Below are 13,898 nucleotides of genomic sequence, written 5' to 3'. Positions count from 1 at the left end.
CAGAAAAGCCCTACAGTGGCTTAATCGTTTAATTCTATACTCTCCAGTGCCCTGCCGGATAGGCTGTCCGGGTTCGCCAGTTGTACCCGGTTCCGCCCCGACTCCTTGGCTGTGTAGAGTGCTTTGTCCGCTGCCTCGATCAGATGTTTGGCCCGTTGCTGCGGATTTTCTCTGCTACTGCCTGGCGGCAGGGCAGAAACCCCGATGGAGACAGTCACTTCGACATAGCCACCGCCGTGGATGGCGATCGGCTTGTGCTGAATCCGGCTCCGTATCCGTTCCGCCAGTTTGGCCGCTTCGGTTGCATCGGTCTGGGGCAGCAGCAGGGTGAACTCTTCGCCGCCATAGCGGGTGGCGATATCGGAGAGGCGCAGGCACTCCTTGACCCGCAGGGCCAGTTCGCGCAGTACGCTGTCGCCGGCGCCATGCCCATGTCGGTCATTGATCTGCTTGAAATGGTCGGCATCGATGAACAGGCAGCTTAACGGATGCTGGTAACGCAACGCCCGGGTGACCTCCTCTTCCAGTCGGCGTTCCAGGTAGCGGCGGTTGTGGAGACCGGTCAGGGCATCGGTGAGCCCGCTGATCACTAGGTGCTCCCGGTTGGCCGTGTTCTCCAGGCAGATGGCGCTGATGGTGGCCAGACGATTCAGAAAATCACTGGCGTGCTGGCGGGTAAAGCGGTTGGGGTCGTGGCTGCCAAGACCAATGAAACCGACCAGTTGGCCACGTCGGATCATGGGGAGAATGGCGATGCTTTTCAGGGTGTCGTCAGTGGGGAACAGGATGGCATGTTCCGGGTTCCGGAACGGCCCGAGCCAGGGTGCTCTGTAGCGGGCGTGTTTGGGAGAGAATGATGCGATCTCATCGACGAAACGGATGTCGGCCAGCCCTTCCGGTTCGATTCCGCTGTGCAGCAGCAGGTGTCTGAGTTCGTGATCCGGGTCATGCAGCACCAACTGTATGTTGGGCAGATCGAAGGAGGCTTTCATGCCATCGACCAGACAGCTGAGCAGTTGGGGGAGAGATTCGGTGGCCAGCAGTGTGAGCTCCCGGTCATGGAACCGTTTCAACACCTCTTCGTTATGGCTGGCCTCCCGGGTGAGACTGGTCAGTCGTTGTCTCAACTGGCGATTGATAAACGCCAGGTCCGTCGGCGAAGGGGTGGGTGGGGGTTTTGGCATGCTGTTAACGGTCGACCATCCAGGGTTGGCGTTACTTTTTCCTGGTACATAATACCCGGTGTTGTGGTTTGTGCCAGTCAGGGAGTGTGACAAGTTTACAAATAAGGAGTTTCAGGGATGAAAAATAGATCGGCGCAGGATGGTTTCGGAACGTCTAGCAGGCTTGTAGCGTCTGTTGGCTGGGCGGTGTTGCTGATGGCTCTTGCTGTTCCCGCGGCAGGGATTGCGGCCGTGTATCGCTGTCCTGACGGATCAGGCGGGGTGGTTTTTCAGCAAGTGCCTTGCGTTCAGGGGGAGGAGGTTGAGTTGGATGTTCGCACCACCAAGTGGGTGGCCAGCCCGAAGCGTCCGTTGCCGGATCGTCGCCGGTCGTCCGGTTCCCGCTCCAACGACCAGGCCGCGCTGGCCCGGGTGGCTGATGCGGAGCGAAAGCAGAAGCAGGCGTGCTGGAAGGCGAACCAGCGTATTGAGCGGATCGAGGCGGAGTTGCGTCGCGGTTATAAGCCGGCCCGGGGCGAGCGGTTGCGTCAACAGCGTCGCGAGCAGGAAGATTACCTGCGGGAATTTTGTCGTTAACCGGGCCTGGACAGAGAGGCTCCGCCTGGTGTGCTCTGTTGCAGTGGGCCGGTGAGCACAAGTCGTACAAGCGTTTACCGGTTGGCTTGCAGTTTTTGCCGGGCCAGGAACAGGGCCAGTTTTGATCTGGCTTCGGTGAAGTCCTGTCGGGCCATCAACTGATCAAGCTCGCTCAGTTTCCAGGGGATCACCTCAATCGGTTCCGGTTCATCGCCCGGCAGTGGGTGTGGGTAAAGTGCCTGTGCCAGCACAATGTGGGTGGTATGGTAAATGTAGCCTGGTGCGACGCTGACCGAATCAAGCAGTTCCAGCTGCTTTGCCGCGTAGCCGGTCTCCTCCTGAAGTTCCCGGTTGCCGGCGGAAAGGGGCTCTTCTCCCGGTTCGATATGACCCTTGGGGAAGGCGAGTTCGTAACGATTCACCCCGGCGGCATATTCCCGGATCAGTAGCAGCGTTTCGGAATCCAGCATCGGTACCACCAGTACTGCCCCTTCATCAGAGCCCACCACCCGTTGATAGGTGCGCTGCTGACCGTTGGAGAACTCCAGGTCGATCTCTTCGATATGAAATACGCCGGTTTCGCTGAGGGTGCGCCGGGCGCGGATACGGGGAGGTTTTGGCATGTTGGCTTCTTCGGTTGCTATTCAGTCAGATTCCGCTGTAACTTTACCCCATGATTGACTGGAACCAAATTGATACCGTGCTGCTGGATATGGATGGCACCCTGCTGGACCTCCATTTTGACAACTATTTCTGGTTGGAGCATGTACCGCAGCGGTATGCTGAAAGCCGCGGGTATACGCTGGCGCAGGCGAAGCAGGAGTTGCTGGGGCGTTACCGTGACGTGGAAGGCACCCTGGAGTGGTACTGTGTGGACCACTGGAGCCGGGAGCTGGGGCTGGATATTGCGCTGTTGAAGGCGGAGGTGGAGCACCTGATCGCGGTACACCCCCACGTGGTGGATTTTCTTCAGGAGATGCGAGCCCGCAAGGCGCGTACTGTGCTGGTGACCAACGCACATCAGAAGGCACTGGCGTTGAAAATGGAGCGCACCCGGCTGCAGGGCTACTTTGATGCCGTTATCTGCGCCCATGACCTGGGGCTGCCCAAAGAGGCACGGGATTTCTGGGACAAGTTGCAGCAGATCGAGCCGTTTGATAAATCACGCACCCTGTTTGTGGATGACAGTCCGTCGGTGCTGGCGTCGGCCCGGGATTATGGCATTGGCTATCTGTTGCGGGTGCTGAAACCGGATACCAAGGAGCCGGCGCGGGAGTCGGGTGGATTTATGGCGATTGATGATTTTTCCGCCCTGCTGCCCCAGGGGTGACCGGAGCCGGTTTCTGTCGGGAATTACTTCTCTCTAGCGTTTGCCCCAGCTTTTGAAGCGTTTCTTACAGTAGGCGAGCAGTTCCCCGTAATTGCGGAAGTGGAGTTCAAAGCCCTCTTCGGCCGGTGCATCGTATTCACACCAGTCGTTGTCGTAGTCGCGGCAGATCTGGGGCCGCTCTTCATAGATGCCGCAGCCCCCATCCGCCTGCAGATGTTCACAACGCCCCAGAAACATCAGATACCATTCGCCCTCATCCTTGTACAGCTCCACCCCCTGGTGGGAGACCTGCCACAGCAGGTGGTCGAAGTCGGCCTTGGAGCGCGGCGCCACGCCGAGCGCCTCCGTGGTATAGGTGCAACAAATGGAGTTGATACAGCGGCTGCACTTGTTGGTGACGGCCAGGTCGTCCATTTCTATTCAGTGGTGTTGGTCTGCTTGGGTTTTCTTCTTCTGCGGCGCTTTTTCTTGGGTGCCTCTGTCCCGGTTTCCTGGGGTTTGGCGGTGCGGGTGGCGGGTTTGCGGCCAGACCGGTTATTGCTGCCCCGTCGCTTGTCCCGTTCCGGACGGTCCGGAATGATGCGGCTTTTCGGGTCGACCTCAAAAAGCAGATCACTGGTGACCGGCTCCATCGGGATGCGATGGCCGATATAGGCCTCGATATCGGGCAGCGAGAAGGCGTGGGTCTCACAGGCAAAGCTGATTGCGTCGCCACTGGCGCCGGCCCGGGCGGTGCGCCCGATGCGGTGCACATAGTCCTCCGCATCGTCCGGCAGGTCAAAGTTGAACACGTGGGAGACGTCCGGGATATGCAGGCCGCGGGCGGCCACGTCGGTGGCAACCAGAACCGGCAGACGCCCCTCCTGGAAGTCGCTCAACAGGCGCATGCGTTTTTTCTGGGGTACATCACCGGATATGACTGCGGCGCCAATGCCGTTGCCCTCCAGGTAGCCCCAGACCAGGTCTGCACCGCGCTTGGTGTTGACGAAGACGATGCTGCGATGGGCGTCCATCCGTTTCAGCAGGCCGATCAGTAACGAGATCTTTTCGTCGTTGGCGGTCATGTAACAGACCTGCTTGACCTTGTCGGCGGTCACGTTGTCCGTTTCAATCTTCACCGTGGTGGGATTGTTCATGTGCTCGTAGGCCAGCTCCAGCACCCGGAATGACAGGGTGGCGGAGAACAGCAGTCCCAGTCGCTGCTGTGGTGGCGGGCAGCGTCGCAACATAAAGCGGATGTCCTTGATGAAGCCCAGATCAAACATGCGATCCGCCTCGTCCATCACCACCACCTGAACCGCTTTCAGGTCGTAGACGTGCTGTTTCAGATAGTCGATCAGGCGGCCGGGTGTGCCGATCAGTATGTCGACACCGTCCTCCAGCTGCTTGCGCTGCTGTTCGTAGCCGGTGCCGCCATAGACCAGCCCCAGTTTGAGGTCGGTGTGCTTGCCCAGCTCTTCGGCGTCTTTATGAATCTGTACCGCCAGCTCCCGGGTCGGGGCCACGATAAGTGCCCTGGGCTGGTTCTTTTTACGCCCTTCCGTCGCCGGTTGGGTGAGCAGACGCTGGTAGGTTGCCAGTAGAAAAGCGGCGGTTTTTCCGGTACCGGTCTGGGCCTGTCCTGCTACATCCTGCCCCTTGAGGGCGATGGGCAGGGTTTCGGCTTGAATGGGGGTGCAGAAGGAAAAGCCAGTCTCTTCAATGCCTTGTGCGAGTTCTTTACACAGCCCGAAGCTGTTAAAACGGATATCCGTAAGGTGTTTGTCTGTCATGGCTCGCTAGGATACATTAATTTACTGATGGTTTGGACTTGAAATAGCGAAAATATTGGGATCAAATAGGCCACTGTTTTGAGATTCAACCGACAACTGATCCCTGATGTAACGATAAGCACCGGTGCTGTCCCGTACTCTGTGGTGCGATATCCCAACCGAATTTTTTGTGGAGAATACTTGTGAGTGAACAGATTGTTCATGTGACCGACGATAATTTTGAGGCGGAAGTGCTGAAGTCAGACCTGCCTGTGCTGGTGGATTATTGGGCCGAGTGGTGTGGTCCCTGCAAGATGATCGCGCCGGTTCTGGATGAGATTACCGGTGAGTATGCCGGCAAAATCAAGGTGGCCAAGCTCAATATTGATGAGAACCCCAACACACCGCCGCGGTACGGCATTCGGGGTATTCCTACGCTGATGCTGTTCAAGGATGGCGAAGTAGAGGCTACCAAGGTTGGTGCCGTATCCAAATCCCAACTGATCGCCTTCATCGATAGTAATCTCTGAAGTCGCTGAAATCGTAATTAATACTGGACGTACTCCGGGATGGTGCTAAAATCCACCTACTAGCCCTCCCGTGAGCGCTAATACCAAGAAACCAATCACTCCAGAGCGATATTTCAATAACGCTGTTCCAAACGGGAACTCAAAGCCCGTTCCGTTCTTTTGTCAATCACGCATATCATCATGAATCTCACCGAACTTAAAAAGATGCCGGTCACTGAACTGGTCGAACTCGCCCAATCTATGAAGCTGGAGGGTATGGCCCGCTCCCGCAAGCAGGATCTGATCTTCGCCATCCTCAAGGCTCACGCCAAAAAAGGCGAAGATATCCACGGCGATGGGGTCCTGGAAATATTGCAGGATGGTTTCGGCTTCCTGCGGGCGGCTGACAGCTCCTACCTGGCCGGGCCGGATGATATCTATGTCTCACCCAGCCAGATCCGGCGCTTCAACCTGCGTACCGGCGACACCATCTCCGGTAAGATCCGGCCGCCCAAGGAGAGCGAACGCTATTTTGCACTCCTCAAAGTCAGCGAGATCAACTACGACAAGCCGGAAAACGCCAAGAACAAGATCCTGTTCGAAAACTTCACTCCCCTGTTCGCCAACGAGAAGTTCAATCTCGAAAAGGGTAACGGCAGCACCGAAGACATTACTGCCCGCACCATTGAGCTCTGTGCGCCGATCGGCAAAGGGCAGCGCGGTCTGATCGTCTCCCCGCCCAAGGCGGGTAAGACCATGTTGATGCAGAATATCGCCCAGTCGATCGCCTACAACCACCCGGAAGCCCAGTTGATCGTGCTGCTGATTGATGAGCGCCCGGAAGAGGTGACCGAGATGGCCCGTTCAGTTCGTGGTGAGGTGATCTCCTCCACCTTTGACGAACCGGCGGCGCGTCACGTGCAGGTGGCGGAGATGGTGATCGAGAAGGCCAAGCGGCTGGTGGAGCACAAAAAGGACGTGGTGATTCTGCTCGACTCCATTACCCGTCTGGCGCGTGCTTACAACACGGTGATTCCCTCCTCCGGCAAAGTGCTGACCGGTGGTGTGGATGCCAATGCACTGCACCGGCCCAAGCGCTTTTTCGGTGCGGCGCGTAACGTGGAAGAGGGCGGCAGCCTGACCATTATCGCTACCGCGCTGGTGGAGACCGGATCCCGTATGGATGATGTGATCTATGAGGAGTTCAAAGGCACCGGTAACATGGAGATCCATCTGGATCGGCGCATTGCCGAGAAGCGGATCTTCCCGGCCATTAACATCAACCGCTCCGGCACCCGTCGTGAGGATCTGCTGATGAAGCCGGATGCGCTGCAGAAGATGTGGATATTGCGCAAAATCCTCCATCCGATGGATGAACTGGCGGCGATGGAGTTTCTGCTGGACAAGTTGAAGGATACCAAGACCAACGAGGAGTTCTTCACCTCGATGAAAGGCTGAGCCTGGTAAGTGCCGGACCAGCTCCTGAGTATAAGGCTGCCCCATGCAAAGCGGGGCGGCCTTTTTATTGACTGGATACCGGGCAGATCCTATGTTCATGGCGTGCCACGGTAAGGTCCCCCAACAGAAAGCCCAGGGTAATTGCAGGTAACCAAGAGTGGAAAACGACGCCAAGCTGACCGGGTTACCGACCCATGCCATGATCCTGGCCGCCGGGCGGGGCGAGCGGATGCGACCGCTGACCGATCGCACCCCCAAACCACTGCTGCCGGTGGCTGGTAAGCCGTTGATCCAGTACCACGTGGAGGCGCTGGCCCGTGCCGGCGTCTCCCGGTTGGTGGTCAATCACGCTCACCTGGGTGAGCAGATTGTCGCTTTCCTGGGGGATGGCGCGCGCTGGGGTGTCTCGATAACCTATTCGGCCGAGCCCGCCGGGGCGCTGGAGACCGGTGGTGGTATCCAGCACGCCCTGCCCCTGTTGGGTGATGGGCCGTTCTGGGTGGTCAATGGTGATGTCTGGACCGATTACCCCTTTCTGGCCCGGCCCATACCGGAAGGTTCCCTGGCCCACCTGGTCATGGTGGACAATCCAGAACACCACCCCCAGGGTGACTTCGTACTCTCCGGTGATGGTTCGGTTGCGGATGCCGGTGATGGTCGACTCACCTATAGCGGCATTGGTATCTACCGGGCGGAACTGTTTACCGGTTGCCAGCCCGGAGCCTATCCTCTGGCGCCCCTGCTGCGTCAGGCGATGGCCAGTGGTCGGGTGAGTGGCGAATACTATGCCGGACGCTGGCTGGATATCGGTACTCCGGAACGGCTGGATATGCTGGATAAAGAACTCAGGCGCACCTGAATGCCGGGTCTTCCTGGCCCATGCCGTTTTTTTCTGCCTGTCGCTCTTGACTCTCAATAATTCGACCCTATTATTAGCACTCAGTCGCGGTGAGTGCTAACAGCGCCGCCGGATAAAAAAACACCATTTGTGTAAACAGCCAAATCAGGAGAAATCGGTAGATGAATATTCGTCCGCTGCAAGACCGTGTGGTCATTCGTCGTATGGAAGAGGAGCGCACCAGCGCTGGTGGCATCGTCCTGCCGGACAGTGCAACCGAAAAGCCAGCTCAAGGCGAAGTGATTGCCGTTGGTAATGGCAAGGTGCTGAGCAATGGCGAGACTCGTCCGCTGGACGTAAAGGTCGGTGACAAGGTCCTGTTCGGCAAGTATTCCGGCAACGAGGTGAAACTCGGTGACGAGAGCCTGCTGGTGATGCGCGAAGAAGACATCATGGGTGTGATCGAGGGCTGATCAGGCGCCTGCGAAAACTCTTCAATTTACTGAATTTCAAAGGAATACGTATCTATGTCTGCAAAAGAAGTGAAATTTTCCGATGATGCCCGCCAGAGAATGCTGCGTGGTGTCAATATCCTGGCCGACGCCGTAAAGGTCACCCTGGGTCCGAAAGGCCGTAACGTGGTGTTGCAGAAGAGCTTCGGTGCACCCACCATCACCAAAGACGGTGTCTCCGTGGCCAAAGAGATCGAGTTGTCTGACAACTTTGAGAACATGGGCGCCCAGATGGTGAAAGAGGTCTCTTCCCAGACCTCCGATGTGGCCGGTGACGGTACCACCACCGCGACCGTACTGGCTCAGTCCATCGTCCGTGAAGGCCTGAAGGCTGTAGCTGCCGGCATGAACCCGATGGACCTGAAGCGCGGCATGGAGAAAGGTGCTGCTGCCGCGGTCCAGGCGCTGGCCGACATGTCCAAGCCCTGTGCCGATGACAAGTCCATCGCCCAGGTCGGTACCATCTCCGCCAACAGCGATGCCAACATCGGTGGCATCATCGCTGAAGCGATGCAGAAAGTGGGTAAAGAGGGTGTCATCACTGTTGAAGAGGGCTCTGCCCTGGAGAACAGCCTGGACGTAGTTGAGGGTATGCAGTTTGACCGCGGTTACCTCTCTCCCTATTTCGTGAACAACCAGCAGAGCATGTCGGTTGATCTGGAAGACCCCTACATCCTGCTGCACGACAAGAAGATCTCCAACATCCGTGACTTGCTGCCGGTACTGGAGGCTGTCGCCAAGGCGAGCCGTCCGTTGCTGATCATTGCCGAGGATGTGGAAGGCGAGGCGCTGGCTACCCTGGTGGTCAACACCATCCGTGGCATCGTCAAGGTCTGTGCTGTGAAGGCGCCTGGCTTCGGTGACCGTCGCAAGGCCATGCTGCAGGATATCGCTATCCTGACCGGTGGTACCGTGATTGCCGAAGAGGTGGGTCTGACCCTGGAGAAGGCTACCCTGAATGAACTGGGTACCGCCAAGAAAGTCCAGATCACCAAGGAAGAGACCACCATTATCGATGGTGCCGGTACCGAAAACGACATCAAGGCCCGGGTTGAGCAGATCCGTGCCCAGATCGAGGAGACCACCTCCGATTACGATCGTGAAAAACTGCAGGAGCGTGTTGCCAAGCTGGCCGGCGGTGTCGCCGTGATCAAAGTGGGTGCCGCAACTGAAGTTGAGATGAAAGAGAAGAAAGCCCGCGTTGAAGACGCTCTGCATGCCACCCGTGCCGCTGTTGAAGAGGGCGTGGTGCCTGGCGGTGGCGTCGCCCTGATCCGTGCCCTGGCGGCGTTGAAGGATCTGACCGGTGACAACCATGATCAGGATGTCGGTATCAAGATCGCCGCTCGTGCGATGGAAGAGCCGCTGCGCCAGATCGTCACCAATGCCGGTAACGAGGCCTCTGTCGTGGTGAACAAAGTGGCTGAAGGCGAGGGCAACTACGGCTTCAACGCCTCCAATGCTGAGTACGGCGACATGGTCGAGATGGGTATCCTGGATCCCACCAAGGTCACCCGTACCGCGCTGCAGAACGCCATCTCCGTGGCTGGCCTGATGATCACCACCGAGGCGATGGTTGCCGATGAGCCTGCCGATGACTCCGCTGCTGGCGGTATGCCGGATATGGGCGGCATGGGCGGCATGGGTGGTATGGGCGGCATGGGCGGCATGATGTAATCACTGCCGAGCCAACCGCTCAGAGCTGAGCCGTTCCGGCCGATCATGGCCTTCACGGCGCCGGCTCATCCGTGGACGAAACCCTGCCTGGTGTTGCCAGGCAGGGTTTTTTTGTGGCGGATGCTGTGTGGTGGAGGTCTGGATTTACTCCAGTGGGCGAGACTGGGGGCTTCCGCCATTCACCTTTTCCATGAGTGGCGGTAGGATGGATGCTCACCTGTAGAATAGTCTGACCAACCCCGATATTGAGAAACCTATGCAGTCGTCTGAACATCCCGCGCAAGAAGCAGAAAACAAATGGCGCCAATGGCAGTCCAGCTCCCCCGAATTGGCCGCAGAGTTACGCTCAGTAGACGGTTTTGAGGCGGCCCTACTGCAGGTGTGGGAGGGCAGTGATTTTGTCGCCCAGTACTGCCTGAAACAGCCGCAAAAGCTGATGGATCTACAGCATTCCGGGGCTTTTACGACCAGTTACACGGACGGAGAGATGGAACGCCGGCTGGCTGAACGGCTGGTCGGAGTGACGGACGAGACTGCGCTGCATCGTGAGTTGCGTCGTTTCCGTAATGAACAGATGGTGCGGATTATCTGGCGCGACCTGACCCGGACAGCACCGCTGGATGAGACCCTGGTGGATCTCTCGGCGCTGGCCGATGCCTGTGTTTCCCAGTCGCTCACCCTGCTGTATGACTGGATGACAGAAAAGCAGGGCACTCCGCGTAACGCGGCGGGCGAGCCGCAGGGTCTGGTGGTGCTCGGTATGGGTAAGCTGGGTGCCCGGGAGCTCAATCTCTCCTCCGATATCGACCTGATTTTTGCTTATCCGGAGTCGGGTCAGACCGATGGTCCCCGCCCCACCTCCAATGAGCAGTTTTTTATCCGGCTCTGTCAGCAACTGGTGAAGGCGCTTAACAGCCAGACCGTGGATGGGTTTGTGTTCCGGGTGGATGCGCGGTTGCGTCCGTTTGGTGATGCAGGCGCGTTGGCCCTCTCATTTGATGCGATGGAGACCTATTACCAGTCCCATGCCCGGGAGTGGGAGCGTTACGCCATGATCAAGGCGCGGGTGGTGGCTGGTGATGCGGCCGCGGGTCGGGAGATCATGGCCATGCTGCAGCCATTTATCTATCGCCGCTACCTCGACTTTGGTGCTATTGAATCGATCCGGGATATGAAACGCCTGATCAGCCGTGAGCTGATGCGTAAAGGTATGGCCGACAATGTGAAACTGGGCCCCGGCGGCATCCGGGAGATCGAGTTCATCGGCCAGGCCTTTCAGCTGATCCGGGGCGGCCGTGAGCCCGAATTGCAGATTCGCCCCATCCTGCCGGTATTGCAGGTGCTGGGTGAGAAGCAGCAGCTCTCTATGGAAGAGGTGGCGGAACTGACCGAAGCCTACCGTTTTCTGCGCCTGGTGGAGAATCGCATCCAGGCCTGGAAAGATCGGCAGACCCACTTGCTGCCGGAGGATGATGCGGGTCGGTTGCGTATTGCCCGCTGCATGGGGTTTGCGGACTGGGAGCGGTTTCTGGTTGTGTTAGATCAGCATCGGGCCAGGGTCCAGGCGCACTTCGACAATGTCTTCGCCCTCAGCGAAGAGGTTGCCACCGATTCGCCACTGCAGGCGGTCTGGGACCAGGAACTGGATGATGAGCAGGCAATAGAGTTGCTGCAACAGACCGGTTATTCCGATGCCAAGTCGATCCTGAGCCGGTTGGAAAACTTCCGACAGGGACACGCCTGTCGCAGCCTGGGTACCCGGGGGCGGCATCGCATGGAGCAGTTGATGCCGGTACTGCTGGAATCGGTGGGGCGATCGTCGGTGCCGGACGTGGCGCTGGAACGGATACTGCGGATTGTGGAGGCGATTGCCCGTCGCACCTCTTACCTGGCGTTGCTGGTGGAGAACCCGACCGCGCTGACCCAGTTGGTAAAATTGGTCAGTATCAGTCCCTGGATCGCCCAGCAGGTGGCCCGGCATCCGCTGTTGCTGGATGAAATGCTGGATCCTCGCCGGCTCTATACGCCACTGAAGCGGGAGCGCCTGGAATTGGAGCTGGATACCACCCTGGCTGCTGTCGATAAGGACGATCAGGAGCAGCAGATGGAGCGGATGCGCCAGTTTACCCAGAGCAACATGCTGAGGGTGGCGGCGGCCGACCTGACCGGCGGCATACCCTTGATGGTGGTAAGTGACTATCTCACCGAAATCGCCGAGGCGGTAACGCGCAGGGTAATGGAGCAGGCCTGGGAGCAGATGGTCGCCCGCTATGGTCGGCCCGGTAGCGCCCGAGGCAGTGGCAACGGTTTCGCCGTGATCGGCTACGGCAAGCTTGGTGGGATTGAGCTCGGTTACGGATCCGATCTGGACATGGTGTTTCTGCACGGTAATGACAATCCAAACCAGATGACGGATGGCGAGCGTCCCATCGCCGACGACCTGTTTTACGCCCGCATGGGGCAGCGCATGATCCACATGTATACCACTCGTACGCCGGCCGGCATTCTGTATGAAGTGGACATGCGTCTGCGTCCGAACGGCAATTCCGGCATGCTGGTGAGCTCCCTGGAGGCATTTGAACAGTATCAGCGCAATGCCGCCTGGACCTGGGAACACCAGGCCCTGTTACGGGCCCGTCCGGTGGCCGGTGATCCGGCGGTAATGGAACAGTTTCAGCGCATCCGCAGGGAAGTGCTGTCCCGTGCCCGTGATGCGGAAAAACTGCAGGCGGATGTACGGGAGATGCGGGAGAAGATGCGTGGCTCACTGGACAAGAGTAACGACCACCAGTTTGATATAAAGCAGGGCGTTGGCGGTATCGCGGATATTGAATTTATGGTTCAATACAGCGTTCTGCGCTGGGCAAACAAACACCCTGATCTGCTTGATTGGACGGATAATATTCGCCTGCTTGAATCATTGGCGCGGCACCACCTGTTCCAGGGCGAGGTGGCGGAACAGCTGGCTGAAAACTACCGGGCGCTGCGCGCCGTCTACCATCGCAAGTCGCTCAGTGAACTGCCGGGAGTGGTGGGAGCGGATGAGCTGCAACCGGAGCGCGGGGCGGTGCAGGCGCTGTGGCAGAAGCTGATGGTGGACCCAATTTCACAATCTTGAGTTACTGGAGAGGATAAATGGTAAATTTCGCGGACCGTGACGGCTGGATCTGGCTGGATGGCGAGATGGTGCCCTGGCGCGAGGCCAAGGTGCATGTGTTGACCCACACCCTGCATTACGGGCTGGGCGTGTTCGAAGGGGTTCGCGCCTACAAGACCGAGCAGGGAACGGCCATTTTCAAACTGGCCGAGCACACGCGCCGGCTGTTCCAGTCAGCCCACATTATGGGTATGAAGATGCCCTTTGACGAAGCGACACTGAACCAGGCGCAGATCGACGTGGTGCGGGAGAACGGACTCGACTCCGCCTATCTGCGACCGCTCTGTTTTTACGGGTCTGAAGGCATGGGTATCCGTGCCGATGCCCTGGGTGTGCATGTCATGATCGCCGCCTGGGAGTGGGGCGCCTACCTGGGCGAGGATAACCTGAAAAACGGCATCCGCATCCGGGTCTCCTCCTATACCCGCCACCAGGTCAACTCCATGATGTGCAAGGCCAAGGCCTCCGGCAACTACATCAACTCCATGCTGGCGCTGCAAGAGGCGGTGAATGACGGCTACGACGAGGCGCTGATTCTGGATGCCAGCGGTTATGTGATGGAGGGATCGGGCGAAAACTTCTTCCTGGTCAAGGATGATGTGATCTACACCCCGGATCTCACCTCGGCGCTGAACGGTATTACCCGCAAGACCATCTTCACCTTTGCCGAAGAGCTGGGTATCCCGATTGTGGAAAGACGCATTACCCGGGACGAGGTCTATATCGCCGACGAGGCGTTCTTCACCGGTACGGCGGCGGAAGTGACCCCGATTCGGGAAGTGGACAACCGCACTATCGGCAGTGGTAGCCGCGGACCCATCACCGAGAAGTTGCAGACCATGTATTTCGATCAGGTACACGGCCGCCGGAGCCAGTATCCCGAGTGGCTCACCTACGTCCGCTGAT

The 13,898-nt window shown here is 58.3% G+C and carries 13 protein-coding genes and 1 pseudogene; 10 read left to right on the top strand and 4 right to left on the bottom strand.

The features are described 5' to 3' along the window. Nucleotides 1-20 precede the first annotated feature (20 nt). A complete protein-coding gene (locus AAY24_RS11500) occupies nt 21-1,184 on the bottom strand; it encodes a GGDEF domain-containing protein (protein WP_046859803.1) in 1,164 nt (387 codons plus the stop codon). Nucleotides 1,185-1,301: 117 nt separating this feature from the next. Between AAY24_RS11500 and AAY24_RS19695 the strand changes: the two are divergent. Both AAY24_RS19695 and AAY24_RS18930 read left to right on the top strand, forming a co-directional pair. Further along, nucleotides 1,302-1,436, top strand: a pseudogene (locus tag AAY24_RS19695) (hypothetical protein); the annotation flags it as partial. 54 nt (nt 1,437-1,490) lie between these two features. Then, nucleotides 1,491-1,760, top strand: coding sequence for a hypothetical protein (locus tag AAY24_RS18930; protein WP_046859802.1), 270 nt, complete (start codon nt 1,491-1,493; stop codon nt 1,758-1,760). A gap of 74 nt (nt 1,761-1,834) precedes the next feature. Here AAY24_RS18930 and nudE read toward each other — a convergent pair whose 3' ends face one another. Beyond that, complete coding sequence (gene nudE / locus AAY24_RS11490) at nt 1,835-2,383, bottom strand: ADP compounds hydrolase NudE (RefSeq protein ID WP_046859801.1); 549 nt, start codon at nt 2,381-2,383, stop codon at nt 1,835-1,837. Between the two features lie 50 nt (nt 2,384-2,433). Here nudE and yrfG point away from each other — a divergent pair, with 50 nt between their 5' ends. Next, nucleotides 2,434-3,090, top strand: a complete 657-nt coding sequence (gene yrfG / locus AAY24_RS11485) for a GMP/IMP nucleotidase (RefSeq protein ID WP_046859800.1) — start codon at nt 2,434-2,436, stop codon at nt 3,088-3,090. 33 nt (nt 3,091-3,123) lie between these two features. Here yrfG and AAY24_RS11480 read toward each other — a convergent pair whose 3' ends face one another. After that, entirely contained in the window at nt 3,124-3,504 is a 381-nt protein-coding gene (locus AAY24_RS11480; RefSeq protein ID WP_046859799.1) for a YkgJ family cysteine cluster protein, read from the bottom strand. A 2-nt stretch (nt 3,505-3,506) separates the two neighbouring features. Then, complete coding sequence (rhlB, locus tag AAY24_RS11475; protein ID WP_046859798.1) at nt 3,507-4,862, bottom strand: ATP-dependent RNA helicase RhlB; 1,356 nt, start codon at nt 4,860-4,862, stop codon at nt 3,507-3,509. Nucleotides 4,863-5,044: 182 nt separating this feature from the next. Here rhlB and trxA point away from each other — a divergent pair, with 182 nt between their 5' ends. The 7 genes from trxA to AAY24_RS11440 all read left to right on the top strand — a co-directional run bounded on the left by trxA (nt 5,045) and on the right by AAY24_RS11440 (nt 13,897). Then, entirely contained in the window at nt 5,045-5,371 is a 327-nt protein-coding gene (gene trxA / locus AAY24_RS11470; protein ID WP_029134562.1) for a thioredoxin TrxA, read from the top strand. Nucleotides 5,372-5,551: 180 nt separating this feature from the next. Next, nucleotides 5,552-6,808, top strand: coding sequence for a transcription termination factor Rho (rho, locus tag AAY24_RS11465; protein WP_046859797.1), 1,257 nt, complete (start codon nt 5,552-5,554; stop codon nt 6,806-6,808). A gap of 199 nt (nt 6,809-7,007) precedes the next feature. Then, the gene (gene murU, locus AAY24_RS11460; RefSeq protein ID WP_046861248.1) at nt 7,008-7,667 is read left to right on the top strand and encodes an N-acetylmuramate alpha-1-phosphate uridylyltransferase MurU; all 660 of its coding nucleotides are present in this window, start codon (nt 7,008-7,010) and stop codon (nt 7,665-7,667) included. A gap of 161 nt (nt 7,668-7,828) precedes the next feature. Then, nucleotides 7,829-8,119 carry a co-chaperone GroES gene (gene groES / locus AAY24_RS11455; RefSeq protein ID WP_046859796.1) on the top strand — a complete coding sequence of 97 codons (291 nt, stop codon included), beginning with the start codon at nt 7,829-7,831 and terminating at the stop codon, nt 8,117-8,119. A gap of 54 nt (nt 8,120-8,173) precedes the next feature. After that, nucleotides 8,174-9,835 (top strand): chaperonin GroEL, encoded by a 1,662-nt coding sequence (groL, locus tag AAY24_RS11450; RefSeq protein WP_046859795.1) that lies wholly within the window; start codon nt 8,174-8,176, stop codon nt 9,833-9,835. A 256-nt stretch (nt 9,836-10,091) separates the two neighbouring features. Next, a complete protein-coding gene (glnE, locus tag AAY24_RS11445) occupies nt 10,092-12,953 on the top strand; it encodes a bifunctional [glutamate--ammonia ligase]-adenylyl-L-tyrosine phosphorylase/[glutamate--ammonia-ligase] adenylyltransferase (protein ID WP_046859794.1) in 2,862 nt (953 codons plus the stop codon). Nucleotides 12,954-12,970: 17 nt separating this feature from the next. Next, nucleotides 12,971-13,897 (top strand): branched-chain amino acid transaminase, encoded by a 927-nt coding sequence (locus tag AAY24_RS11440; protein WP_046859793.1) that lies wholly within the window; start codon nt 12,971-12,973, stop codon nt 13,895-13,897. Nucleotide 13,898 lies beyond the last annotated feature (1 nt).

This window comes from Sedimenticola thiotaurini (assembly GCF_001007875.1).
GTDB lineage: Bacteria > Pseudomonadota > Gammaproteobacteria > Chromatiales > Chromatiaceae > Sedimenticola > Sedimenticola thiotaurini.
The sequence above is the reverse complement of the archived record's forward strand: the minus strand, read 5'-3'. Positions and strand labels throughout refer to the sequence as shown.

What these genes read in the sequence shown, in the direction of transcription:
- AAY24_RS11500 (WP_046859803.1), bottom strand. Translation starts at nt 1,184, where the DNA reads ATGCCAAAACCCCCACCCACCCCTTCGCCGACGGACCTGGCGTTTATC.
- nudE (WP_046859801.1), bottom strand. Translation starts at nt 2,383, where the DNA reads ATGCCAAAACCTCCCCGTATCCGCGCCCGGCGCACCCTCAGCGAAACC.
- yrfG (WP_046859800.1), top strand. Translation starts at nt 2,434, where the DNA reads ATGATTGACTGGAACCAAATTGATACCGTGCTGCTGGATATGGATGGC.
- AAY24_RS11480 (WP_046859799.1), bottom strand. Translation starts at nt 3,504, where the DNA reads ATGGACGACCTGGCCGTCACCAACAAGTGCAGCCGCTGTATCAACTCC.
- rhlB (WP_046859798.1), bottom strand. Translation starts at nt 4,862, where the DNA reads ATGACAGACAAACACCTTACGGATATCCGTTTTAACAGCTTCGGGCTG.
- rho (WP_046859797.1), top strand. Translation starts at nt 5,552, where the DNA reads ATGAATCTCACCGAACTTAAAAAGATGCCGGTCACTGAACTGGTCGAA.
- murU (WP_046861248.1), top strand. Translation starts at nt 7,008, where the DNA reads ATGATCCTGGCCGCCGGGCGGGGCGAGCGGATGCGACCGCTGACCGAT.
- groES (WP_046859796.1), top strand. Translation starts at nt 7,829, where the DNA reads ATGAATATTCGTCCGCTGCAAGACCGTGTGGTCATTCGTCGTATGGAA.
- groL (WP_046859795.1), top strand. Translation starts at nt 8,174, where the DNA reads ATGTCTGCAAAAGAAGTGAAATTTTCCGATGATGCCCGCCAGAGAATG.
- glnE (WP_046859794.1), top strand. Translation starts at nt 10,092, where the DNA reads ATGCAGTCGTCTGAACATCCCGCGCAAGAAGCAGAAAACAAATGGCGC.
- AAY24_RS11440 (WP_046859793.1), top strand. Translation starts at nt 12,971, where the DNA reads ATGGTAAATTTCGCGGACCGTGACGGCTGGATCTGGCTGGATGGCGAG.